The sequence below is a fragment of the Hyphobacterium marinum genome (assembly GCF_036330325.1).
GTDB lineage: Bacteria > Pseudomonadota > Alphaproteobacteria > Caulobacterales > Maricaulaceae > Hyphobacterium > Hyphobacterium marinum.
Window position 1 is genome coordinate 33,168 of the sequence record NZ_JAZDRO010000001.1, and the last position, 24,594, is coordinate 57,761.

Consider the following 24,594-nt stretch of genomic DNA (forward strand, 5'->3'; position numbering starts at 1 on the left):
ACGCGTGTTACGGACCGGGTAAAGCGTGACAGAGTGCCGCTTGCGGGCAGACCCGCAATATCCCTATAAAAACTGTGGGGAAATATCCGGGGAGGGATAGACATGGTCACGCTTCAGACAGTTCGCCGCGATGCGCCCTGGTCCTGGCTGAAAGCCGGATGGCGCGATCTGGTCCGCGCACCGATGGTCAGTATCGGTTACGGGCTGATTTTCGTGGTGACGGGTCTCGCAATCACCGCCGGTCTATGGTCACTGGGCATGACGTCCTGGATCCCGGTCGCGACCGCCGGTTTCGCGCTTGTGGCCCCGGCTTTTGCCATCGGCTTCTACCAGGTCTCGCGCAAGCTCGACGCCGGTGAGACCCCGCGCTTTTCCCATGTCTGGCTGCTGCGGCCCGGCAAGATTACCCAGGTCGCCCTGCTGGGCGTGTTCCTGATCATCCTCCTCCTGTTCTGGGTACTGATCGCGCAGGCGCTCTATGCCTATTTCGCCTTTGGCAATTTCCGTCCGATCGGGGAATTTTCCAGCTTCGCGCTGGCCACGCCGCGCGGCCTGACACTGTTGGCGGTCGGCACGATTGCGGGCGGCATTCTGGCTGCCTTTGCCTTCTCGATCTCAGCGCTCGCTTTTCCGATGCTGGTCGACCAGGAAGTCGACGCGGTCACTGCCCTCGTCGCCAGCGTGATGGCGGTGCGGGCCCAGCCCTTCGTTATGCTGACCTGGGCCTGGTTAATCGCCTTCTGGACCATTCTCGGAACGGTCGCGTTTCTCCTCGGACTGGCCGTGATCTTCCCCTGGCTCGGTCATGCCAGCTGGCGGGCCTATCAGGACTTCTCGCCGGTTCCCTCACCGTCGCGCGCCTCTGCAGCAGCCTCCTGATCGGGCAGTGGCGCATCCTCGTCGATAAGGATGCGCTGTGCGGCCCCGTCGAGATCGTCATACTGCCCTGACCGGACGGACCACAGGAAGGCGAGCAATCCCATCAGGCCAAGCCCCAGTGCGGCGGGTATGAGCCAGAGGAGCGCGCTCATCGCCGCGCCAGCCTCAACGCGTTGAGCGTCACCAGGAGCGAGGACGCTGACATGGCAATTGCCGCGATCAGGGGTGTGACGAAACCGGCTACGGCGAGCGGTACGGCAATGGCGTTATAGACCGCCGCCAGACCAAAATTCTCCAGCACACGGCGGCGCGCGGCGCGGGCCACATCGACCGCTTCAAGAATTGACATCAACTGATCGCGCTGGAGCACGAGATCAGCTGTCGCCTGCGAGATATCCGCCGCACTCGCCGGCGAGATCGAGACGTGGGCAGCGGCAAGGGCCGGGGCGTCATTGATGCCGTCACCCACCATGAGCGGGTGGTGGCCTTCGGCCTTGAGCGCGTTGAGCCAGGCAATCTTGTCCTGCGGCGACAGGCCGGATTCCCGGGTATCGATCCCCAGCCGGTCAGCCATCAGGTCAACCGGTTCGCGGCGGTCCCCCGAAATCAGGTACGGAACGAGACCCCGGGCTTTCAACACGTCGAGCGCGGCCCTGGCATCCCCGCGTGCTTCGTCGGCGAAGCTGAACCGGATCGGGGCGTTGTCACCGGCCTCGAGCCAGACTTCAGCATTGGCGGCACCGTCGGTTTCCACGCCCAGCCAGCGCGCTGAACCCAGCCGAACCGTCACACCATCGACGGTCCCTTCAAGTCCGCCCCCGGCATGCTCGCGGATATCGCTAGCCGTCTCGCCCATGCCCGCCGCGTCGGCGATGGCGCGCGAAAGGGGATGGCGGCTTGCACGCGCCAGGCGTGCCGCCGCTTCCAGAGCGCCTTCAGGCAGGGTGTCGGCATTCAGGAGACGCGGACGCCCGACGGTCAGCGTGCCGGTCTTGTCGAAGACGGCCAAATCGGCCTCGGCGAGGCGTTCGAGCGCGTCGCCGGATTTGACCAGGATGCCCGACCGGAAGAGCCGTCCAGAGGCGACGACCTGAACCGCCGGAACGGCCAGTCCCAGCGCGCAGGGACAGGTGATGATCAGGACCGCGATGGCGTTGACGACAGCGGTGCGGACGTCCCCGCCGGCAATCAGCCACCCCACGAGGGTCAGCGCAGCCAGCCCATGGACGAGCGGGACGTAGAGGCGCGCGGCCCGGTCGGCGAGTTTCACATAGCGCGAGCGTCCCTGCTCGCCGGCTTCGACGAGACGTGCGATCTCGGCGAGGAGCGAATCCTCGCGGCGCGCTTCAGCGATTACGGTCAACGGCGCGGCGAGATTGATCATGCCGGAATGGATGAGCGCGCCCGGGCCCGCCGGAGACGGCAGGGTTTCGCCCGTGACCAGCGCCGCGTCGAGTTCACTGTCCCCGGATTCGATCCTTGCATCGACCGGGACTTTCTCGCCCGCCGCGATAACCAGGCGGTCACCGGGGCGCACATCCCTCGCCGGTATGGCGCGGACATGACCCTTGACGTCGATCCGGTTGGCGGTCGCGGCCTGCATCGCGGCCAGGCCTCGCGCCGCCGCGCCCGCCTTGGCCCGCAGTCGGGAATCGAGAAACCGCCCGATCAGGAGGAAAAAGAGCAGCATCGCCGCAGCGTCGAAATAGGTATCGCCCGTACCGCGCACCATTTCGTAGACCGACAGCCCGCAGGCGAGGATGACGGCGAGTGAGATCGGCACGTCCATATTCACCTGCCGGTGGCGCAGCGCCGACCAGGCCGAGGTGAAGAAGGGCCGCCCGGCATAGGCCGCAGACGGCAGGACGATGATCGCCGAAATCCAGTGCATGAAGTCGCGCGTCGTCTCGTCCATTTCCGCGACACCGGACCAGACCGCGATGGACAGCAGCATGACATTCGCCATGGCGAAGCCTGCGACCGCCATCGCCCGGACGAGACGGGTTTCTTCCTCGGAATGAAGTTTCGCGTTGTCTTCCGGCGCGTAGGGCACGGCCGGATAGCCCAGCTCGCGCAGGCGGGCGACAAAGTCCCGTGCCCGGCCTGGTGCGCCCTGCCAGTGCAACGCCAGCCGGCCGGTCGAGAGATTGAGCCGGGCACCTGACACACCGTCCATCGCGGTCAGCCCGCTTTCGATCTTGGCAATACAGCCCGCGCAGTGGGCCCCGCTGACCATCAGGTCGAGCGTCTGACCGTCCTTGTCCGGGCGCACGAAGGCGACCGGATCAGCGTCGCTGCTGCTGAGCTGGGCGGGGTCTAGCGCAGCCATAGCGGCCGGTTAATCGTGAAAGGCGGGCCCTCGCCGTCGGTTTCGACAACGAGACGCCAGGACCCGGGCGGGGCCACATAGGCTGCGGCATAGCGGCCGGCTTCGGTCTCGACGAGGGACAGGACGATATCGCGATTGGCATCCGCCGGATGGCGCAACCGCCCGGCCAGCATTAGGCCGGTGACGGGCTCGCCCGCGCGATCAGTGATGACAAGATCGACCCCATCAAGACGGGCATCGGCGGCCGCCGTCCAACCCAGGACCGCCTGCGCTTCGCGCGCGGCGAGCGTCTCGTTATAGGCAACGCCCTGCATGTAGGAGCGCGGCACGTCCTCACCGCGGAAGGTCCGGAAGGCCTGGGTGATGAAGACCGCATTGACCGTAATGGTCACGGCAAAGAAGCCGAGCACCATGATCAGGACATGACGGCCTGTGATCTGCCCCTTCATCGCGCGGCTCCTGTCTGCATCACGGCGCGCGCGCTCGCGCTTTCCCCGCTGGCCGCTTCGATCCGGAATGTGAAAGTTTCAAGGTGATCGTCGATCGCGTCGGCAGGCAGCGTCAGGAAAAGCCGGAAGTCACGGGTCATGTCCGGTCCGACGGGCAGCGTAATCCCGGTGCCCTCACCGCCATTGAGAAGGCGCGCGGCCACCGGTTCGTCGCTATCCACGACAAGACGATATTCCTGGGCTTCATGAGTCTTGTTGATCACGGTCAGAGTATAACCATTCCGGACCGATCCGTCGGCCAGGCGCACGAAATTCGGGTTCCGGTCGCGCTGGACATTCAAATCGAGCGTGGACCGTGATGTCAGGGCGACCAGCATGACCGCACTGACCAGGGCCAGCGCCGTGGCATAGAAGAGGACGCGCGGGCGAAGCAGCCGGTAGCGCGGCTTTTCACCGGCCTGGCGGCGAGCAATATTCTCGTCGGTCTCGTAGGCGATGAGCCCGGTCGGTCGATCCACCTTTTTCATGATGTCGTCACAGGCATCGATGCACAGCGCACACTGGATACACTCCAGCTGTGAACCGTTGCGGATATCGATCCCCATCGGGCAGGCCGCCACGCAGGCCTTGCAGTCGATACAGTCGCCGCGCCCGTCCCAGGTTTCGGACTTCTTGTGCGGCCCGCGCGGTTCGCCCCGGTCAACGCGGTAGGCGACGTTAAGCGCCTCCATGTCGGTCATCGCCGCCTGGATACGCGGCCAGGGGCACATATAGATACAGACCTGCTCGCGCATTGTTCCGGCGAGCGTGTAGGTGGTGAAGGTCAGCGTCGCGAAGAAAATGTAGGACGAGATCGCCGCGCCGCCGGTGAAGAAATGGGACAGCGTGTCAAAGGCATCATGGAAATAGAGAATCCAGGCCCCGCCAGTCGCGCCGGCGATCAGCAGCCAGACCGCGTGTTTTCCAACCTTCCGCCAGGCCTTGTTGAAACTCCACGGCGCGCGGTCGAGCATGATCCGCTTGTTCCGGTCGCCTTCGAACAGGCGTTCCACGGCAATGAAGAGATCGGTCCAGACCGTCTGAGGACAGGCATAGCCGCACCAGACCCGCCCGAAGAGCGCCGTCACGAGGAAGAGCGCGAGCGCGGCCATGATCAACAGGCCGGTCACGAAATAGATTTCCTGCGGCCAGATCTCGATCCAGAAGAAATAGAAGCGCCGTCCGGCGAAATCGACGAGGACCGCCTGGTCAGGCGCATCCCCGGCCCGTGGCCAGCGCAGGAAGGGGATGAAGTAATAAATGCCCAGCGCAACGGCCATGAAGAGCCATTTCGCGGCCCGGAACTTGCCGTGAACCAGCTTGGGATAGATCGGCTCGCGCTTCTTGTAGAGCTCGCGCCGTGCCGGGTCGTTGACGGCCTGCGCCTTGGAACGCCGAACGCCCGGCGCGGCCATCCGGTCCTGTTGTTGAGCGGTCATTTGTCCTGTTACGCCTTCGCGCGGCGAAAAGTCGATGCGGCCTATTGGCCTCCGGCCGTATTGCCTTCAACCACCGCTTCTGCCTCTTCTCCGCCGCCGAGCGAGAACACATAGGTGGCCAGCGCGGCGATGGTCGCGTCGTCGAGACGGCCCTCCCAGGCCGGCATGACGCCATAGGGTCCGCGATGGATCGAGAGGATCACCGCTTCCCGCGATCCGCCATAGAGCCATTCCTGGTCGGTCAGGTCCGGCGCACCCTGGGCCCGGTCGCCTTCACCACCGGCCCCATGACAGCTGGCGCATTGCTGGGCGAAAATCTGTCTGCCCGGCGAGGACGCCGCCATTGGCTGGGCCGTGGACAGCGAGATGACATAGTCGGCGGTCTCACGGATCTGTTCCCGCGTGAGGAGCTCATCGCGTCCAAAGGCGGGCATCTGAGAGAAGCGCGTGTCGGGGTGTTCGGCCCGGATGCCATAACGCAGCGTGGTGTGAATCGCCTCATAGGTGCCACCCCACAGCCAGACATCGTCATTGAGGTTGGGATAGCCCGTCGCGCCCTGCCCGCCTGAGCCGTGACAGGTCGCGCAATTGTCGCCGAAGGCTGAACGTCCGGCCGCCAGGGCAAAGCCGAACAATTCGTCGTCACCGCGAATGGTGGCGATGTCCGCGCCTTCGAGCCGCGCATAGAAATCGCCGCGCGAGGACTGGAGATCGTCCATCGCCCGGGCGACGTTCACACGTTCGGAATTACCGACGACGCCGGGGGTAAAGCCCTGAAAGCCGGGCAGGGCCGGCCAGGCCGGCATCAGGATCCAGTAGACCACGGACCAGGCGACGGAGGCGTAGAAAATCCACAGCCACCAGCGCGGCAGCGGATTGTCCAGCTCCTTGATCCCGTCCCACTCGTGACCGGTGGTTTCGGTGCCGGTTTCCTCGTCGATCTCGCGTTGTTCAGTCATCGCGTTTGTCCTCCGGCTCGTCTTCGGCATCGTCGCGCAGCGGCTGGCGGGCAGCCGCGTCGAATTTCGCCTTGTTGCGTGGCCACAGCGCATAGGCGAGCACCGCCCCGAACAGGCCGATGAAGATCAGGAGCCCGCCGGTCTGCGCAAATTGCGACAGCGATTCATACATGACGGCCTACCGCTGGTTTTCCGGCGCTTCGGCTTCATAGGTGGAGAAGTCCACCATGGTTCCGAGCACCTGGAGATAGGCGACCAGCGCATCCATTTCGGTGATCCGCGACGGATCGCCGTCAAAATCGCGGATCTGCGCGCCCGGATAGCGCGCCAGCAGATCGTCATAACCTGATGAAAAGGGATCGACCTGGGCTTCCAGATCAGAACGGGCACTGGCGATCATCTCTTCGCTGTAGGGAACGCCGAAGGTCCGGTTCACGGTCAGATGGTTTTCGATCAGACGGTAATCGAGCGCGGCATCGGCCAGGAAGGCATAGGGCGGCATCACCGATTCCGGGACCACCGATTGCGGGTCGATCAGGTGGTCGCGGTGCCATTCGTCCGAATACTTGCCGCCGACGCGGGCGAGGTCCGGTCCGGTCCGTTTCGAGCCCCACTGGAAGGGCCGGTCATACATGCTTTCCGCCGCCAGCGAGTAGTGGCCATAGCGTTCCACCTCGTCGCGCAGCGGGCGGATCATCTGCGAGTGGCAATTGTAGCAGCCCTCGCGCACATAGATCTGGCGGCCCATCAGTTCGAGCGGCGAATAGGGGCGCACGCCTTCGACCTCTTCGATGGTCGAGTTGAGGTAGAAGAGCGGCGCGATCTCGACGAGACCGCCGATCGAGACGACGACAACGATGCCGAGCGTCAGGATGCGGCTGTTCTGCTCGAGAACCTTCTTGTGGAATTCGTTCAGGAGGCGGTTGTGCCAAGCCATTGTCCTCTACCTCCCTATTCCGCCGACACGAATTCGGACTGAGGCTCGACTTCGTCCTCGGTCTCTTTCACGTCGCCCTTGATCGTCTTGTAGACATTCCACGCCATCAGGAGCGCACCCGCGAGATACATCAGCCCGCCCAGCGCCCGGATGGCGTAGTAGGGGTGCATCGCCTCGACCGTCTGGATGAAGGAGAATTCCAGGAAGCCCAGATCGTTATAGGCGCGCCACATCAGGCCCTGCGTAATCCCGGCGGGCCACATCGCGGCGATGTAGAAGAGAATGCCCAGCGTCGCGATCCAGAAATGCCATTCGATCAGGGCGCGCGAATACATGCCGCGCCGTTTCCACAGCCAAGGCACGAGGCAATAGACCGCGCCGAAGGAGATGAAGCCGACCCAGCCCAGCGCGCCGGAATGCACGTGACCGATCGTCCAGTCGGTGTAGTGGGAGAGCGCGTTGACCGCGCGGATCGACATGACCGGTCCTTCAAAGGTCGACATGCCGTAGAAGGCGACCGAGACAACCAGCATGCGCACGACCGGGTCGGTCCGAAGCTTGTCCCACGCCCCGGACAGCGTCATCAGCCCGTTGATCATACCGCCCCAACTGGGCATCCACAGCATAATCGAGAAGGTCATGCCCAGCGTCTGCGCCCATTCTGGCAGCGCGGTGTAGTGGAGGTGGTGCGGACCGGCCCAGATATAGATGAAGATCAGTGACCAGAAGTGGATGATCGAAAGCCGGTAGGAATAGACCGGGCGCTGCACGCGCTTGGGGATGAAATAGTACATGATCCCTAGAAAGCCGGCCGTCAGGAAGAAGCCGACCGCGTTGTGGCCGTACCACCACTGGGTCAGCGCGCCCTGAACACCAGAGAAGGCCGAGTAGGACCAGCTGCCCAGCGGGTGAATCGGCAGCGCCAGGTTATTGATGACATGCAGGATGGCGATGGTGACGATGAAGGCGAGGTAGAACCAGTTCGCCACATAGATGTGGGGCTCTTTCCGCTTCCACAGCGTCCCGAGGAAAACGAGGAGATAGGCAACCCACACGAGGGTGAGCCAGATATCCGCATACCATTCCGGCTCGGCGTATTCCTTGCTCTGGGTCACGCCCATCAGGTAGCCGACGGCGGCCAGCACGATGAAGAACTGGTAGCCCCAGAAGACGAACCAGGGCCACAGTCCGCCGGCGAGACGGGTGCGGCAGGTGCGCTGCACAACGTAGAACGAGGTCGCGATCAGCGCGTTGCCGCCAAAGGCGAAAATCACCGCCGAGGTATGCAGCGGGCGCAGGCGGCCGAAATTGGTGAAGCCGTATTCGGGAAAGTAGAACAGGTTGGGGAAGGTCAGCTGCAGCGCGATGATGACGCCGACCAGGAGCCCGGCGATCGCCCAGAACATGGTCGCGATCGTGCCCGCCTTGATGACATTGTCATGATAGCGGTTGGAGTCCTCGACACTCCCGCGCCCGGAAAAGACACCGGCCAGCATGGCCAGACCGACACCGAAGCCGATCATCATGATCCAGCCGGTCGCCCGCATGGCCGGGTCGACGCCCTGCGCCGCCGCGAAGAGGCCGTATCCGGCCCCGAAGAGACAGATCAGCGCCAGCAAAAATCCGTCGATGCCCGAAGTGCGGCGTACCACTGCCTGCGTCATGTCGATCCCCCGTCAGCAGAAAACTGACTTCGCACAGGCGCATAGAGGTGTTCAAGTACCCATAATCAGAGTGTGGCATTTTGACCCGAAAGATCGGGCTTCCACGGCAGCGCCAGGGCCGCCGCACGGTTAACGCGCGGCGGCCCTGGTGCCGTTGCCGTCAGCCGCCGAAGGGCAGGCTGAACTCGATGCGTGCACCCGAGGCTTCGAAGTCGCTTTCGCCCAGGCCGGACAAATTCACTTCGAAATCGAGCGTTGCGCCATTGTCGAACATCGTGCGCAGGCCAACCCGGCTGTCCGCGCGGAACGTGCCCGTATCGAACACCCGCCCGGTCGCATCCATCAGACCGGCCGGATTGTAGTCGAAATTGGCATTGATCTCACCATGGAGTTCCGAATATCCGCCGCCCGGCTGATCCCAGCGATAGGCGAATTCCGGACCCGCCGTGAAGCGGCCGATCTCGATCGTCTGTTCCGGGATCGCGACGCCAAGGCTGTCGGTATAGGCATCCTGTGTTTCCGAGAAATGCGCGATCGATGCCGAGGGCCGGATCCGCCAGGGGCCATCGGCCCACTCCCCGGAAATCGTCGCCCGGATCACGAAGCGGTCGGTCGAAAAGCTGTCCTCGTAGAAGCCGAGCGGATTGATGTCGTTGTCGGACTGCCCGTACATGGCGAGCACATCGAACACGACGCCTTCGGCAAATTCGTGGACCAGGTAGGGTCCTGCCATCCAGCCCACGCCGTCAATGGTCGCGGGGCTGACGCCGCCCGCAGCGGCCGCGACGGTTTCCTGGGTCTCGTCCATCCAGTCCCGCTGAACCAGCAGACCGACGACCGTTTTCTCGTTGACCAGCCAGTCGGCCCCGATCTGGACAACACCGAATTCGCTGTCCGCGGAGTCTCCGGCCCGATCATCGGAAATGCCGCTGAATTCCGCCGAGAACCAGAGATCGAAGCGGGACGGGTTGCCCACGTCATCCGCATCCGAACCGTCACGGGCCTGGGCCCGCATTCCGGCAAGGCTGCCATTCATGGCCACGCGATACTCGCCGCCGACCACATCGGCCGCGAAATCCCCGGCCCGGCTTTCTTCATGGGCGCGGAGCCGGTTGTTCAGTTGCGGCAGCGACGACACGATCCGGTCCGCACGGCGGACGAGATAGTTGTTGATCGCCCGCTGGGTCGCAATCCGCACCGCGTCATCGTCGCGCGAATTGGCAAAGGTGCAGACAATGGTCTCGTTCGGGTCGAGATCGATGTCGGCGCGGCCCGATGCCACGTCGATGACCGACCCGTTGTCCGCATCCCCCGCGCAAGTCAGGGTATCGAGCTCCCAGCCCACCGGCAGGCTTTGCGTGATGTCATAGGTGCCGAAGCGCTTGCGGAAGGTTGCCGACCCTGCCGTGCCGCCGCTCGTCGTCAGGCTCAGCCCGTTTAGATCGGTATCGGAGGACGCATAGGTGAAGCTGGTATCGCCATGCGTACCGCCCGGCGTGGTCGCCACGATCCGGATCGACCCGTAGCGCGGTGCGACCGTCAGTGTGACCGGGATGGTCGTGATCACCGCTGCCGGTGCCGTGCTCGACACGGTAATCGTCCCGTTATAGGTGCCCGCATCAAGCTGATCGGCCGCCGCTGTCAGGGCAATATTGAGACTGAGATTGCCATTGCCCGGAATGGTTCCCGTCGCCGGCGTCGCCGCAACCCAGTTGACATCGGACGCCGCCGAATAACCGATCGGCTGGCTGCCCGGATTGGTGAGATTGACCGTCGTGCTGACCCCGGTCGGATCAACAACCGTGCCGCCGAGATTGAGGTTGGAATTGGTGGTCGGGAACACCACCGTCAGACTTTCGCTGGCGGCGGTCGACGCGTTGCCGGCTCCGTCCTGCGCCGCATTGGCAGCCAGCGCGATGGTGAGCTGACCGACCGTGTCCGGCGTGATCGTCGCGGAATAGGTGCGCGCATTCGTGCTGGTGAAACCCGACGCCGCACCATTGGTCACCGCCAGATCGGAGACGTCAAACCCGGTCACATCTTCAGAGAAGGTGATGGTGACCGTGAAGGCTCCTTCGACCTGCGTCCCCGGCAGGGTGATGGTCGGCGCGGGCGGTGTGGCATCATTTGTGATGGTGAACTGCGTGGCTGCCGTATTGCCATTGCCGGCCGCATCGGCTGCTGCGCCCGCTGCGACATCGACCGTCACCTGACCGTCCGCAGCCGGCGTGATCGTGGCCGTATAGACCGTGCCCGACGCGGCGTTGAAGTTCGACGCCGCACCATTACCGACGGTGAAGTCTGAGACCTCAAATCCCGTGACACTCTCCGTAAAGGTCGCCGTCAACGTGAAGGCGCCTGACACCGGATCGGGCGACGCGGAAGTCAGAACGACACCGGGTGCCGTCCCGTCATTGGTAATCGAGAATTGCGCTGCCGCCGTATTGCCGTTTCCGGCGGTGTCATTGGCCGCGCCCGCAGCCACGTCAATCGTCACCGGACCGTCCGCAGCCGGTGTGATCGTGGCGGAATAGACCGTCCCTGACGCGGCATTGAAGTTCGATGCCGCACCATTGCCGACAGTGAAGTCGTTCAGTGCAAACCCTGTCACGGCTTCCGAGAAGGTCGCCGTCAGAGTGAACGCGCCGGAAACCGGATCGGTGGCCCCCGATGACAGGGTCACCGTCGGCGCAGTCTGGTCGTTGACAATCGTGACCGGCGTCGCCGCGAGGCTGTTATTGCCGGCCCCATCCTGGGCCGCGCCGGCGGGAATGGCGATCACGACATTGCCGTCCGCCGCGGGCGTGATGGTCGCCGTATAGACGCTGGCACTGGTCATCTGCAGATTCGACGCTGCGCCATTCGTGATTTGCAGGTCGGCTCCGTCAAATCCCGTCACATCTTCGGAGAAGGTCGCCGTGACCGAGAAGGGACCATTGACCGGCGAATTTGCCGACGTCGTTAATGAGACGGTCGGCGGCGTGGCGTCCGACACCTTGGTAATGGTGAATTGGGTCGCTGCCGTGCTGGTGTTGCCGGCGGTGTCGGTGGCGGCGCTGGCCGCAATATCGACCGTCACCGGGCCGTCAGCTGTCGGGGTAATTGTGGCCGTGTAGACGCGTCCCGGTGCCAGAGCTGAAGTCGCGGCCAGGTCACCCGCAGCGGTCTGGAAATTGGACACGGTGCCATTGCCGACCGTGAGGTCGCCAGAGCCGAAGCCAAAGACGTTTTCGGAGAAGGTCACCGTGATCGGGAAGGCCCCGCCCACCGTGCCGGACGCTGATGACGTGATGGCAACGGTCGGAGCCGTCGCGTCATAGGTCAGCGAGAACTGTGTCGCGGCCGTGCTGGCATTGCTGGCCGCATCCTGGGCCGCGCCAGCAGCGATATCGACCGTGACCGGACCGTCTGCGGCGGGCGTGATGGTTGCCGTATAGACCGTGCCCGACACCGCGTTGAAATTCGATGCCGCGCCATTGCCGACCGCGAAGTCTCCAATCTCGAATCCGGTGACGGTTTCCGAGAAGGTCGCCGTCACTGTGAAGGGGGCGTTTGTCTGGGAGTTTGCGGAGGCCGTCAGGGCGACAGTAGGCGGGGTCGTGTCCGGGGCATTGTGCACCGTATAGGTCTGGTTGGTGCCCGGTGGCGTGGTGACCAGCGTATTGCCGGCCGCGTCCTGGATGTTCTGGCCACCGGCGAATCCGAGTGACACGACCGTATTGACCAGGTCGGCGAGATCACCGCCAGAGACCGTCACGTCATAGGTCGCGCCGGAGAGCGCATTGACATTGGTCGCCGTGGCCGTCGTGCCATTGGCAACGAAATCCGCCGTATCAACATTCTGGACGGTCTCGGTGAAGGTCACGCGCCAGGTCAGCGAGTCGGCGTCGGTGGTTTCGGTAGCCGGATTGTTCCGGACGACAGCCCCGATGCCGGGCGGTGTGGTATCGGCGACACCCGGACAGTCCGGGTCGAGCGCATTCATGTCGAAGACAAGCGTCGCGATCACCTGCGGCGAGTTGAGGTCCATCGTGTCGCCGCCGTCGAAATCGTAGGCGGTCGTACCGTGATTGGAATCCCAAAGCACAGCGGTATACGGCCCGGTCGCCGGTGTCGCGACGATGCGCGTAAAGGCATTGACGCTCAGGGTCTGGCCGACGGGAACCTCGTGCGTTGTGCCTGAACCGGTGTGCCGCGCGACGACGGTGTTGTTGCCGTCGAGGTGATAGATCTGGACATAATCCTCGCCGCCGGCATCATCGGTCGCGCCCGTAAAGGACGCGCTTGTCCCGAATAGCGTCGGCGACGCCGCCGTACACGCGCCGTCAAATGCGAATTGAACCCGGGTGATGGATGCATTGTTGGCCGCTTGTGCCGGCGTACCGGCCAGCAGGCCGATGGCCAGCGGCACGGCTACGGTTGCTGACGCGCAGGCGCGATGAACAGCGTTCAATTTACGGAATACAGACATGGACTTCCCCCCGGACCAGCACACCCCGTCCGGGGAGCACACTATAAAGCATTAATCAAACGCTAGCGCGTTAGCCTGTTCATATTAAGCAACTTTTGGTCGCATTCGACTCCCGCCAATGGCGAATTCCCGTTGAAATCTGCCGGTTTGGCGGATTGGCACCGCGATACGGGACTGTATCGGCAGATCGCGATCATGACGCGGGCCGAATTGGCCGGTCCGGCAAATTGTCGCCTTGAAGTCGCCGCGCAGCATGGCTAAGCCCCCTGTCGAGGGAAGGTCAGACATTATTCCAGGTCAAAGGGGTCGCTCATGCGTTTCGGAGTTCTATCAGTCGTTTTCGCGTGCGCGGCTGCGCCGGTCTTTGCCCAGGACACGGGCGGCGATGTCCGGCCCGGAGAAGTCAGCGCCGAACAGCCCCGGGCGGATTTCGAGCTGGACCTGTCCGAGGGACAAATGGTGACGCTCACGACCCGGTCGGACACCAATTTCGATACCGTGCTGCAGGTCCTGGATGCCAATGGCCGCGTGCTGGCCGAAAATGACGACTATGCAGGCGGCGGCCTGCAGTCGCAGGTCATTTTCCAGCCCCCCGCTCCGGGTTTCTATACCGCGGCGGTGACCGGCTATGGCGGCGGCTTCGGCTCGTTTGAGCTTGATGTCCACGAGGGCGTGGACTTCGGACTTTCCGGTGAGGCTGACATCCTGTTCCAGGAAGTTGTCTCGCTCGCCAATGGCAGCCCGACCCAGTCTGTGCGCGTCAACTTCAGTGCCGGCGATATCGCTGTCATCAACACGTTCGCCATCACGCCCGGCATCGACACCACGCTGGAATTGCGCGGGCCAAACGGGGCGGTGATTGCGCAGAATGACGACAGCCAGGAAGGCGGCACGCTGGATTCCCAGATCATCCTGGAAATCAGCGAGAGCGGTCAGTACGCCGTCATCGCCGGATCCTATTCAGGATCCGATACCGGCGATCTGATGCTGTCGGTCGCGACCGATCCCAATGCCGATGTTCCGTACGATTTCAGCGCGATCGGGGGGGAAGAGATCGCCCGCTACACCGGGACGATCGATGATACCCAGCCGTCGCGCGAATACCCGGTCACGCTGACCGCCGGACAGACGCTCCTGGCCCTGGCCGATGCGACATCAGGCGAACTCGACACGGTCTTGCGCATCCTGGGGCCCGACGGCCAGCCGGTCGCGCTCAATGATGACCGTGGCGACGGCTCGCTGAATTCGGCCATTGCCCTGACTGCGTCCGAGACGGGCGAGTACACGGTCAGCATGGAACGCTATCGCGGCAGCAACGGGTCGGGCGAGTTCAGCCTTGTCCTGTCGCTGGTCGATGCGGTGATCGTGGACGAGCTGCGGACCCTGCGCGAGAACATCAATCTGAGCGGTGAAGTGCGGACCATCCGCACCGAGGACTTCATCGTCCATTACACGCTGGAAGGTGTGGACGCCTCGTCTGAAGCCTATGCGCTGGAAGTCGGAGCGTCCCTGCAGGAGAACCTCGACGCCCAGGTCGCCATCGGCTTTGCCGAACCCATTCGCGACAGCGACGGCTATTACCGCGCCTTCGTGTCGAATGTCGGCGGCGCGCTGGGTTTTGCCCGGCCGGTCGAAACCGTGTTCGACAATCCGTTTACCGGCGATGTGCGTGAAGAAATGGCCAGCCGCGCCGTCTTTGTCATCGACAATGATTTCGTCGGCCTGGGCGACGCGGGCGCGTCCAGCCTCATCCGCGCAACGGCCACGCACGAGCTTAACCACATCGTCCAGTACGGCTATGACGCGATTGAAGAGCTCGACTGGCTGTATGAATCCACCGCGTCGTGGATCGAGACCGTCACGGTCGGCGAGGACCAGGACGCGACCGACTATGTCGCGGCGGATTTCTCGCGGCCCGGCCGCTGCTGGAGCACGCCCGACGAAGGCCTTGACTATGGCCAGTGGACACTTCTGCAATCCATCGCCGACGTCCATGGAAACCGCATGGTGGTTCGCTTCTGGGAAAACGCGGTCCACATGGACGGGCTCGAAACCATGGATGCCGCCCTGCGTGACGCGGGGTCGGACCTGACCGAGGCGGTCACACGCTGGCGCGCGCAGAACTATGCGCTCGACTATGACCTCGCCCCGGTCTTTACCAGCACGGTCGAGATGTCCGGAACGCTGAGCGGAACCGGATCAGGCCGCGCCAAGGGCCGCATCGAGGAGCTGGGCGTGAATTACCTGGCGCTCGATCTGGATGGCCCGGCCACGCTGTCGGTGACCGGCACCGGCGAGATGGCGATGTTCCTGCTCGGGCAGCGCGGCGGCGAGATCCAGGTCATCCCGCTGGGACAGTCCGGAACGGTTGAACCGGGTCAGTGGGAAACCGCCAGCCTGATGGTGATCAATACTGCCCTGCCACCCTCACCCGGTGTCTGCACCGGTGAAAACTACCAGATCAACATCACCGAACCCGGCGACGACCGCCCGGGGGCAAGCTACCGCTTCAGCGACCGCCATTTCATCGTCCCGGGAGAGGATGACGAGGAGGAACAGGCCGTCGAAGCGGCTCCGGAATAGACGCAGCATACAACCATTCGGAAAGACCAGCCGTCTGCACTACACTCGTGTTGCAGAGGGCTGCTAGCTTCCTGGTCGCGCAGCCTGTTCATGGAGCGCATTGAGCTGTTCGTGCAGCACGGTGCTCTCGTGCTCACGTCCGGCCGATGCGACCGCTCTCAGGCGCGGCCCTTCATAATAGGACGCAACGAAGTCGTTGTCGGGAATTGAGCCAGACACAGAGATCCGGTCCCACACCCCCGGAAGGCCCGAGACTTTGAGGGTCATGTCGAACTGATGGGTCCAGAAGAAGGGGGCCTCGTTGTAGGCGTCCTGCGCGCCCAGCATATTCCGGGCCGCTATCTGGCCCTGGCGCTGGGCGGCGACCCAATGCTCTTCCCGCGTCGGCCGGCCAGCCCAGTCATTTCGATGGCGGGCGACATCGCCGGCGGCGAACACGCCCGGAACAGCCGTCTGAAGATCGGCATCGACCAGAATGCCATCCTCGACCGGCAGTCCGGCTTCAGCCGCAAGCGCATCGTTGGGAATTGCGCCGATACCGACGACCACCAGGTCGGCACTCACCGAGTCACCCCCATCAAGTGTGACAGACTGGCCATCGAAATCCCTGACACTGGCCGAGCCGATAAAGCGCACACCGTTGGCCTCGTGTAGCTGCCGCACATGGCGTCCGATCTCTGGCCCTAATGATGCGGCAAACGGTTCGGCCTCGTTGGAAATGATCGTGATGGCCTTGCCGCGCTGGCGCAGGGAGGCCGAGACTTCCAGTCCGATAAAGCCGGCACCGACAATCGCGATGTTCTGTGCGGACTCGACGGCTGCTATCAGCCTTTTCGCATCCGCCATCGAGCGCAGCGTGAACACGCGGTCTTCCGGCGCACCGGGCAACGGCAGTGTCCGGGCGCGCGCTCCGGTGGCCAGCAACAACCGGTCATAGGCCAGCGCACCGTGCTGGTCCGTTTCGACCCTGGCGGAGTTCAGGTCGAGCCGCGTGACCCGCGTTTTCGCGAGGATTTCGATGTCGTGGTGATCATAAAAATCCCAGCTTTGCAGCGGCATCCATTCAGGCGGCGCGCTGCCGGCGAGATAGTCTTTTGACAGGTTTGGACGGTCGTAAGGACGGTCCTCATCTTCACTGACCATGACGAGTTCGCCCGCATACCCCTCTTTCCGCAGCGTATCGGCGGCGGCGAACGCGGCCGCGCCGCTTCCCACAAGGACAATGCGGTGTGGGTCAGACGCGCGGGCCCGGCACGGTGCGCCAGCCGCATCCGTATCAATCGCCGCGCCGACGGTGACCTGCCCGTTCGCGATCACAACGCTCCGGCGCGTTAGTGGACCGAAGGCGGGCGCGGCGATCGCCGCACCCGTCCGCAGGCTGAAACACGCGTGGTGCAACGGGCACCGGACCGTGTCAGCGCTGAAGGCCCCTTCCGCAAGTGACGCGCCGTAGTGTGAGCACACCGCTTCGAACGCCCGATATTCGCCGTCCTGACAGCTGACGATAACCGGTGTTTCACCCGCCTGTCCGGTCAGCGTGGTCTGATCCTCGAAAGCCGACAAAGGCACGCCGGCCTCGAAATCATGATCCGCAGGGCGCGAATTATTCTGTTCGGTCATGTTCAGTCCTCCTGCAGCGTTAGATGACGCAGCATCGGGAAGGTTCCCGGATTTTTCGGGAACCTTTTTGCGGCGGTGCCATCCAATGGCCGAACACGCCCGTCCAACAGGAGAACCCGGATGTTTGATGCCGCTACCCAAACCCTAGATCCGCACCAGGATGATGCTGAAGCCGCTTTGGTCGACCTTGCACCCCGACCATCCCGCGACGACGCCGAAGAGGCGGTGCGGACCCTGATCCGCTGGGCAGGTGACGAGCCTGACCGGGAAGGTCTGAAAATGACGCCAGCCCGCGTCGTTCGGGCCTATGAGGAGTGGTTCGCCGGATACGCCGAGAACCCCGGGGCCATACTCAGCCGTACGTTTGACGAGGTTGGCGGTTACAATGACATGGTGCTGTTGCGGGACATTCCGATCATCTCGGTTTGCGAACACCATATGGCCCCCATTCACGGCGTCGCCCACATTGCATATCTTCCGGCCAATCGTGTCGTTGGTATTTCAAAGCTGGCTCGCCTGGCAGACGCCTATTCCCGCCGCCTGCAGATCCAGGAACGACTGACCGCGGACATTGCCGACGAGCTTGACCGGGTCCTCCAGCCGCTGGGGGTCGCGGTGGTGATTGAGGCGCACCATGAATGCATGTCCTCGCGCGGCGTGAAAAAACATGGCTCGAAACTGGTCACGCGCAGCTTCCGCGGCGTCTACGACACGGCCGATGCCCGCCGGGAAATGCACGCATTGCTCGGCACGGCGGAGCGCTAGCCGATGACCAATCCGGTCTCGACACAATGGGGAGGAGGGAGCTCATGACCGTCAGGAAAAGCCGGTCGGTACCGGACTATGAAACGCTCGAGGAAGCCGAGCTCGTTGACCATGCGCGCGACGGCGATCTCGAGGCCTTCCGCGTCATCATGCAGCGCTGCAATCAACGGCTCTTCCGCGTTGTCCGGGCCATACTGGGCGTGGATGCGGACGCCGAGGACGCGCTGCAGGACGTCTATGTCAAGGCGTTCACCAAGCTGCACACATTTCGGGGCGACGCCGGAATCCTGACCTGGCTGACGCGCATAGCGATCAATGAGGCCAGGGGCCGTCTACGCAAGCGGCGCGCTGACGTCAGCCTGGATGTCCTAGAACAGTCCCAGCAGACCGATGCAACCATCCTGATGTTCCCCGGAGGCAGCATGGCAACGCCGGAAGAAAATGCGGCGCGTTCCGAAATGCGGACCCTTGTGGAGTCCGCAATTGACGATCTGCCCGAGCCCTTCAGGGTCGTCTTCGTACTGCGTGATGTGGAAGGCTGCAGCGTGGCGGAAACGGCCGCCGCCCAGGGACTGAAGGAGGAAACCGTCAAGACCCGCCTCTACAGGGCCCGCCGCCGATTGCGCGAAACACTGGACAAGCAGGTCTCCCATGCAGTCGATGATGCCTTCCCGTTCCTGGGCCATCGCTGCGACCGGATCACGAATGCTGTTATCGAGCGTTTGGCGGCAGCGCGGCCTGCGCGGGACTGAAAGGGGCTGATACCATGAGTGATCGCACGCCTGAGTCCGGGAGGCATGACAAGGGCCTGGCTGGGTCCTGGCCGAGGTGGCTGATCGCGGTGGTGACACTGGCGGTCTTCTTCACGCTTGATCATTTTGCCTGGCTTCTGTTCGGGCTTGTTCCGGACGGGCTGGAGGGCACGCCCTACCTGGCCGCGCTATTCGTCTTGCGCTGGCTCCCCTGGCTGATTGTTCCGGCCCTGGTCGCGGCGCTGTTTTTCGGCCCGCGGCAGGCCGCCAGCGCGCTGGGGCTGACACGGTCGCCGCTGACCGGTCTGGCATTTGCCGCCGCCGTCACTCTCATTCTGCCCATTGTCTATGCCGTAGCGTCGCCCGTGGGCGTCGCCGAAGAGCCCGCAGAGCCCGTTCTGCGCTATGCCCTGTTTCCGGGTGTGTTCGAGGAAATCCTCTACCGCGGCTTCCTGTTCGGCTTTCTCTTCCGGTTTGCCCGCTGGGGCTTTCTTCCCGCAGCGCTTGTCGGCGCACTGGTGTTCGGGGCCGCCCATTTCTCGGCCGGCGGCGATCTGAACGAAGCCCTGACGATCTTCGCGATCACCGCTATCGGCGGCTTCTGGTTCGCCTGGCTGTATGCCGAATGGGACTTCAATCTCTGGATCCCGATCAGCCTCCACGTCCTGATGAATGCCTGGTGGGAGCTCTTCGTTATCGCGGACAATGCGGCCGGCACACAGGCCACCATTATCGCGCGGTTCGCGGTGATCGGACTGTCAATTCTGCTGACCCTGGCCCTGGCACGCTGGCGCGGCCCCCGCCGTATTCGCGGGCGGGACTGGCTGTACCGGCCCGGCTTGGGGACTGACGCCCCCCAGGCCTGAGGTGATGACGCATGTTCGATGGACCCGATCCGCTTTATCGCGGACGGATCCGCGTGTGCGTTGGGTGCCAAACCTTGAAGAAGACAGTCGATAACCGACACCTTCTCCACGCTTACCAATGCCATCGCCGCCGGACTGGAAAAGCGACGACAGGACAGCATGTGCTTGCGGGCTTTGCGAGACGGCTTCCGTGCCCCGGCCCCAGATTGCGCCCCATGCGTCCCCCTTCCCCTGAGTTAAATAATTATGTTATCTTATATCTATTCCGGTTGGGGAATGTCCAATCAATGGCCTTTCTGCCATCAGCGACCGGAAATCAGGCGAACTGGGAGGATTTGGCCCGATGAGCGGGAGTCAGACGAAAAGCGGGACAGCCGCACCAGGCGATTTCTTCAACGCGGAGATGGCGGCCCGCTATGACGAGCGGAACAGCAAGCTCTCACCAATTTCCGACTGCATGCACTTCCTGTTCCGACTCGCACTGGAAAATTTGCCCGAGACCGCCCGTATCCTGTGCGTTGGCGTCGGCACCGGTGCGGAAATCCTCTCCCTGTCAAAAGCTCGTCCCGGTTGGCGGTTTGTGGGTGTTGACCCGTCCGGTTCGATGCTGGATGTCTGCCGCGAGCAGCTTCACAAGGCCGGTATTCTCGATCGCTGCGATCTGGTGGAGGGTGAGGTCCACGACATTCTCGCGCCGGAAGCTTTCGACGCGGTCCTGACGATCATGGTCGCCCATTTTGTCGATCAGGATGAGCGGCCCCGCTTCTACCGCGCCATCCACGACCGGCTTCGCCCGGGCGGGTGCTATGTCAGCACCGAGATCAGCCATGATCTCGACGCGGCCGATTTCCCGTCGATGCTGACAAATTGGGGGCGGATCCAGTCGTTGATGGGCGCAAACCCGGACTCGCTCAACGCCCTGCCTGATACTTTGCGGAACGTCCTGGCCGTAGTGTCGCCTGCGGACACCGAAGCGCTGTGGCGGCAAGCCGGTTTTGACCAACCCGTCTGTTTCTTTCAGGCCTTCATGGCACGGGGCTGGTACGGCTGGAAAAACTGTTAGACGGCCCGTCTCGCAAGTCGAAGTGCGGCGAACAGCAGCAGGGTAGCCAGTCCCGCCATCCAGGCCAGCGGCCAGAGTGACGGGCGCGGCGGAGCGGCGAAAGCGAATTCTGGTATGGCTTCGGCCTCTTCGACACTGATCCGTGAGCGCCCGACCGTCGCGGGCCCGATCGCTTCCAGGACCCGCCCGAGATGGCTCCGCGCCTGACGACGGAAGGCAGCAGCAGGTTCCGGTCCAGTTCCCGAAATCCCTTCGAACAGACGGCTTGCCGCGATGGCCGGCGAGACGACCTCCAGACGCGAAACCAGCCGCCGTTGCGCGTCCTGACCGTTTTCGAGCCGGTCGACGATCGGAGCGGTCTGCGTGTTGATGTCGAAATTCGCGAGGTAGGACGCGGTTTAAAAGCCCGGCACATCACTGTCGGGCGTATCGGATTGCCCGGGGTGCTCGGCCATGTAGATTTCGGCCCGCTCTGTGATGTTGCGCCGGGTCTCGCCCTCGGCAAGCCGCGACTCCGTCAGATAGGCGACACGAGACGGCAGGGGGTGAACGACCTGCGCCGTGAATTGTGCCGCCGAGGGGAGCAGGAGGTGATGTCAGACAAAAGCGAACTGGTCTCAGTTTTCCGCGGTTTCGTCAATTTAGGCGGCAAGCTGCCGCCATTCTTCCAGCGCGGCGGTACGGTTTTTCTTGAACCGGTCGCGTTGGTTGAGATGTCGTTCGAGATTGAAGTGATTGTGGACTGAGGAATGGACGGAGGCGAAGAGTTGTAGACTTCGCATTCGTCGGAACCGGAGCATGGCTCGTTCTCGTCTTCGTAGCGGTTGATGTGAGTTTTCGGCCCTGTTGTTGAGCCACCTCCCGACGTCCTGCTTGTCCTCATTGCCGAGCTGCTTCATGGCCGCGCGATACGATTTCAAACGGTCAGTAACAATGGTGTCGGGCTGGCCGTACCTTTTCATCGCTTTGCGCAGAAACTTCAACGCTGCTTGGCGATTCCGGCGTTTCGTAACGTAGGCTTCCAGGACTTCGCCTTCGTGATCGACGGCGCGCCAGAGATAATGAGTCTCGCCGTTTATCTTCACAAACATCTCGTCCAGATGCCATTGCCACTGAGGCCAGGCCCTCATTCGGTCAGCCCTCTTCCTTCTGATCTCAGAAGCGAACATTGGACCGAAACGGTTCCACCAGTACCGCACCGTCTCATGACAAATATCGATGCCGCGCTCGTGAAGCAGGTCCTCCACATTCCGCAGCGAAAGCGGGAAACGAACATACATCATCACAGCGAGGCGAATGATCTCAGGTGATGTCTTGAAATATCGAAATGGGTTCTTGTTCATGCGGCCAAATTGGCTGCAGACTCGCTAACACCCAGTTTCCTCCGACAAAGCCGCGCGGCGTTGTGGTCGAACACCCCGGCGGCGGTCTTGGGGGCCGCCCATGTCTTCCATTGATGGGCCTTGTCGAGGATCGGGGCGTAGTCCCGTCCCTCCAGCTCTGCGATGTCCGCCCGCTCGGCCTCGAGGTCATCGAGATATTTCAGGAACAACACCCAAGAGGTTTGCTCGGTATAGTCCAGCTCGGACGCCGTACCCTCTTCGGCACGCAGGGCCTTGTCGATGTTGTTAAAGGCATTTTCGAACATGGGCGCTGGTTCCTGTTGTCTCGGTGCCCGTATCTGAGAGCGTTCTTGTCCTTTGAGCAACCGCTCTCCGCCATGAGGTGCACTGAGGAAGAATGGCTGCTCACCACAAGAGGCTGGGCGGCCTTAGCGACAGGATTAAACACGGTATCGTTCGTGTGGCGCTTTTGAGGAACTGATCGGGAATACCAGTCTATTCGTGATCGTCAGCTGTGGCAGTCCAGTGCCACGTCCAGATCACTGCCCAACCAGGCCGACAGACGATCCGGAAAAAAACGGGCGATATCGTTGAGACCCCGCACGGTCAGGCCGAGATCACGGATCAGCCCGTTCTCGATCGCGTAAATCCATCCGTGAATCGCAAGCGTCTGACCGGCACGCCAGGCGTCGTGGACAATTGGATTGCAGGCGACCGACCGGACCTGTGCGGCGACATTCGCTTCGCACAGCGCGTTGAGGCGTTTGGTGTTGTCGCGGATGCGCAGCAGATGACCAGCCAACTCGTCCGAGACATCGCGGATCGGCTGAAGCCAGTGATCGATCAGCCCATGGCGCTCCCCGGACATGGCGGCGGCCACACCGCCGCAACCGTAATGTCCGCAGACAATGATGTGCTTGACCTTCAGGGCTTCGACCGCGAACTGCAGCACGGAAAGGAAGTTTGCATCCTGTGCCGGGGCCAAGTTGGCAACATTGCGGTGGACGAACAGTTCGCCCGGATCAAGGCCGACAATGTCATTGGCCGGAACGCGGCTGTCGGAACACCCGATCCACAGATAGTCCGGCGATTGCTGCTTGGAGAGGCGATGGAAAAAGTCGGGATCGACGCGAGTCTTCCCGTTGGCCCACGCGATATTGTTCTGCAGCAGATCGCCAATCATCGCGCAATCGGAGCTTCCTCCGGCCTCCCTGCCCTAATAACTGACCGTGAGCGCCAGCCAGATCTTGTCCCGGCCCGCCGGGCCACCTGTCGGGCCGTCATAGAACGCGCCCTTGAGTTCAAGCGACCAGTGATCGGTCAGCCGCGCTGTCACCACCGCATCGATTTCAGACCCCAGGTCGCCGCCACCGTTTTGGGCCTCAAAACTGTGGACGATCACGGCCGCAGACAGGCCTTGGCCGAATGGCGGATCCTGAGCCGTCCAGCCGCCGCGAACATAGAGATCGCGAATGCCTGACGCCGGCGTGTTCAGGAAGACATCCGCCCAGCCCTGATAGGCATGGAGCGTGGCCAGAGGCGTGGCGAAACCGCGCACGCCATCGCCCTCAAGATTTTCCAGTCCCAGGGCGGCCGAGAAACCGTTATGGGCGACACTTGCCTGAGCCCGGAACAGGTTCAGGTCGAAACTCGCCGGGTTGTTTCCATAGCTTGATTGATGGGCGTACTCGGCGAAATAGGCGATGACCGGGCCGTCCCCGGTCGCTATCCGGCCCTGCCAGCGCACGCCATAGGTTGCCGTGGAAAGGGCTGCCGCATCCTGGTTTTCCACCAAATAGGCAAAGCCGGAGAGCGTGCCGGCCGGCGTCGCGGCGTCGGCAGAAACCAGATGGGCATCCAGGTCCCATTCGCCAGCCGGGTGATCATCACCAAAAATTCGGTTCGCCCGGTCCAGGTAGAGATAGTTGAGGGTCAGATTTTCGATGCCGACATGGGTGACCCGGAGCGCGTCAAAAGTCTGCTCATTCTGGCGGAAACCGACATTGCCGACATAACGGGCATCCCCAAGGATGACGCGCTGCCGTCCCAGCGTGACTGTCGTGCCGGGCAGCCCGGTATAGGCCAACTGCACCCGGTTGAGCTCGGTTTCTTCCGGATCAGCGACAACCGGGTATCCGGCATTGCCGTTCGTCGTGGAATTGAAATCATCGACCAGGTGGATGACGTTTTCGGCCTCGATCAGAAAGCGGAAATCCCCAAGCGGACCGCTATCGACACCGACACGGGTGCGCAGTGTCAGCGCGTCCGCAGAATTGGCCAGACCGTCCTGATCGACACTTTCATATCTCAATCGGGCATCGAGGATGAGATCCGGTTCGGCGATCGCCGGGGCCGGCGAAAGCAGGGTCAGAATCAACGCCGTTTTACCGGCAGTTGGCCACATTCGTCCGATCAGTTTGGTCATGGCTCTTTCAC

Annotated in this window: 20 protein-coding genes and 1 pseudogene; 6 read left to right on the top strand and 15 right to left on the bottom strand. The window is 62.9% G+C overall.

Annotation, left to right across the window (positions count from 1 at the left end; all coding sequences use genetic code 11):
• The first annotated feature begins 102 nt into the window (after positions 1-102).
• Positions 103-879 carry a DUF2189 domain-containing protein gene (locus tag V0U35_RS00120; protein ID WP_330194577.1) on the top strand — a complete coding sequence of 259 codons (777 nt, stop codon included), beginning with the start codon at positions 103-105 and terminating at the stop codon, positions 877-879.
• Here the strand turns inward: V0U35_RS00120 and ccoS are convergent.
• From ccoS to V0U35_RS00165, 9 genes are all read right to left on the bottom strand, one after another.
• The gene (gene ccoS / locus V0U35_RS00125) at positions 825-1,031 is read right to left on the bottom strand and encodes a cbb3-type cytochrome oxidase assembly protein CcoS (protein ID WP_330194579.1); all 207 of its coding nucleotides are present in this window, start codon (positions 1,029-1,031) and stop codon (positions 825-827) included. The genes V0U35_RS00120 and ccoS overlap by 55 nt on opposite strands.
• Positions 1,028-3,208, bottom strand: coding sequence for a heavy metal translocating P-type ATPase (locus V0U35_RS00130; protein ID WP_330194581.1), 2,181 nt, complete (start codon positions 3,206-3,208; stop codon positions 1,028-1,030). The genes ccoS and V0U35_RS00130 overlap by 4 nt, the downstream gene beginning before the upstream one ends.
• Positions 3,196-3,657 (bottom strand): FixH family protein, encoded by a 462-nt coding sequence (locus tag V0U35_RS00135; RefSeq protein ID WP_330194582.1) that lies wholly within the window; start codon positions 3,655-3,657, stop codon positions 3,196-3,198. The genes V0U35_RS00130 and V0U35_RS00135 overlap by 13 nt, the downstream gene beginning before the upstream one ends.
• Positions 3,654-5,135, bottom strand: coding sequence for a cytochrome c oxidase accessory protein CcoG (ccoG, locus tag V0U35_RS00140; RefSeq protein ID WP_330194584.1), 1,482 nt, complete (start codon positions 5,133-5,135; stop codon positions 3,654-3,656). The genes V0U35_RS00135 and ccoG overlap by 4 nt, the downstream gene beginning before the upstream one ends.
• A 41-nt stretch (positions 5,136-5,176) precedes the next feature.
• Positions 5,177-6,094 (bottom strand): cytochrome-c oxidase, cbb3-type subunit III, encoded by a 918-nt coding sequence (gene ccoP / locus V0U35_RS00145; protein ID WP_330194585.1) that lies wholly within the window; start codon positions 6,092-6,094, stop codon positions 5,177-5,179.
• Positions 6,087-6,266 (bottom strand): cbb3-type cytochrome c oxidase subunit 3, encoded by a 180-nt coding sequence (locus V0U35_RS00150; protein ID WP_330194587.1) that lies wholly within the window; start codon positions 6,264-6,266, stop codon positions 6,087-6,089. The genes ccoP and V0U35_RS00150 overlap by 8 nt, the downstream gene beginning before the upstream one ends.
• Before the next feature lie 6 nt (positions 6,267-6,272).
• Positions 6,273-7,031: a cytochrome-c oxidase, cbb3-type subunit II gene (gene ccoO, locus V0U35_RS00155; RefSeq protein WP_330194589.1), complete on the bottom strand. Its 759-nt coding sequence runs from the start codon at positions 7,029-7,031 to the stop codon at positions 6,273-6,275.
• Positions 7,032-7,045: 14 nt separating this feature from the next.
• The gene (gene ccoN, locus V0U35_RS00160) at positions 7,046-8,527 is read right to left on the bottom strand and encodes a cytochrome-c oxidase, cbb3-type subunit I (protein ID WP_330195561.1); all 1,482 of its coding nucleotides are present in this window, start codon (positions 8,525-8,527) and stop codon (positions 7,046-7,048) included.
• A 328-nt stretch (positions 8,528-8,855) separates the two neighbouring features.
• Positions 8,856-13,166 (bottom strand): Ig-like domain-containing protein, encoded by a 4,311-nt coding sequence (locus V0U35_RS00165; RefSeq protein WP_330194590.1) that lies wholly within the window; start codon positions 13,164-13,166, stop codon positions 8,856-8,858.
• A 312-nt stretch (positions 13,167-13,478) separates the two neighbouring features.
• Between V0U35_RS00165 and V0U35_RS00170 the strand changes: the two genes are divergently transcribed.
• On the top strand, positions 13,479-15,749 hold the full coding sequence (locus V0U35_RS00170; RefSeq protein ID WP_330194591.1) for a pre-peptidase C-terminal domain-containing protein: 2,271 nt from the start codon (positions 13,479-13,481) through the stop codon (positions 15,747-15,749).
• A 63-nt stretch (positions 15,750-15,812) separates the two neighbouring features.
• Here the strand turns inward: V0U35_RS00170 and V0U35_RS00175 are convergent, their stop codons facing one another.
• Complete coding sequence (locus V0U35_RS00175; protein ID WP_330194593.1) at positions 15,813-17,369, bottom strand: FAD-dependent oxidoreductase; 1,557 nt, start codon at positions 17,367-17,369, stop codon at positions 15,813-15,815.
• 120 nt (positions 17,370-17,489) lie between these two features.
• Between V0U35_RS00175 and folE the strand changes: the two genes are divergently transcribed.
• From folE to V0U35_RS00195, 4 genes are all read left to right on the top strand, one after another.
• Positions 17,490-18,134: a GTP cyclohydrolase I FolE gene (gene folE / locus V0U35_RS00180; protein WP_330194594.1), complete on the top strand. Its 645-nt coding sequence runs from the start codon at positions 17,490-17,492 to the stop codon at positions 18,132-18,134.
• A 44-nt stretch (positions 18,135-18,178) separates the two neighbouring features.
• The gene (locus tag V0U35_RS00185) at positions 18,179-18,886 is read left to right on the top strand and encodes an RNA polymerase sigma factor (RefSeq protein WP_330194596.1); all 708 of its coding nucleotides are present in this window, start codon (positions 18,179-18,181) and stop codon (positions 18,884-18,886) included.
• Positions 18,887-18,900: 14 nt separating this feature from the next.
• Positions 18,901-19,752: a CPBP family glutamic-type intramembrane protease gene (locus V0U35_RS00190; RefSeq protein WP_330194598.1), complete on the top strand. Its 852-nt coding sequence runs from the start codon at positions 18,901-18,903 to the stop codon at positions 19,750-19,752.
• A gap of 343 nt (positions 19,753-20,095) precedes the next feature.
• Positions 20,096-20,815, top strand: a complete 720-nt coding sequence (locus V0U35_RS00195) for a class I SAM-dependent methyltransferase (protein WP_330194600.1) — start codon at positions 20,096-20,098, stop codon at positions 20,813-20,815.
• Here the strand turns inward: V0U35_RS00195 and V0U35_RS13970 are convergent.
• The 5 genes and pseudogenes from V0U35_RS13970 to V0U35_RS00220 form a co-directional block, all read right to left on the bottom strand.
• Complete coding sequence (locus tag V0U35_RS13970) at positions 20,812-21,186, bottom strand: DUF3526 domain-containing protein (RefSeq protein ID WP_373696351.1); 375 nt, start codon at positions 21,184-21,186, stop codon at positions 20,812-20,814. The two genes, V0U35_RS00195 and V0U35_RS13970, sit on opposite strands and share 4 nt — an antisense overlap.
• A 270-nt stretch (positions 21,187-21,456) precedes the next feature.
• The gene (locus V0U35_RS00205) at positions 21,457-22,158 is read right to left on the bottom strand and encodes an IS6 family transposase (protein ID WP_330194604.1); all 702 of its coding nucleotides are present in this window, start codon (positions 22,156-22,158) and stop codon (positions 21,457-21,459) included.
• Between the two features lie 53 nt (positions 22,159-22,211).
• Positions 22,212-22,463 (bottom strand): annotated as a pseudogene (locus V0U35_RS00210) (type I restriction-modification system subunit M N-terminal domain-containing protein); the annotation flags it as partial.
• Positions 22,464-22,666: 203 nt separating this feature from the next.
• The gene (locus V0U35_RS00215) at positions 22,667-23,341 is read right to left on the bottom strand and encodes a carbonic anhydrase (protein ID WP_330194608.1); all 675 of its coding nucleotides are present in this window, start codon (positions 23,339-23,341) and stop codon (positions 22,667-22,669) included.
• Positions 23,342-23,374: 33 nt separating this feature from the next.
• Positions 23,375-24,583, bottom strand: a complete 1,209-nt coding sequence (locus tag V0U35_RS00220; RefSeq protein WP_330194610.1) for a hypothetical protein — start codon at positions 24,581-24,583, stop codon at positions 23,375-23,377.
• Positions 24,584-24,594 lie beyond the last annotated feature (11 nt).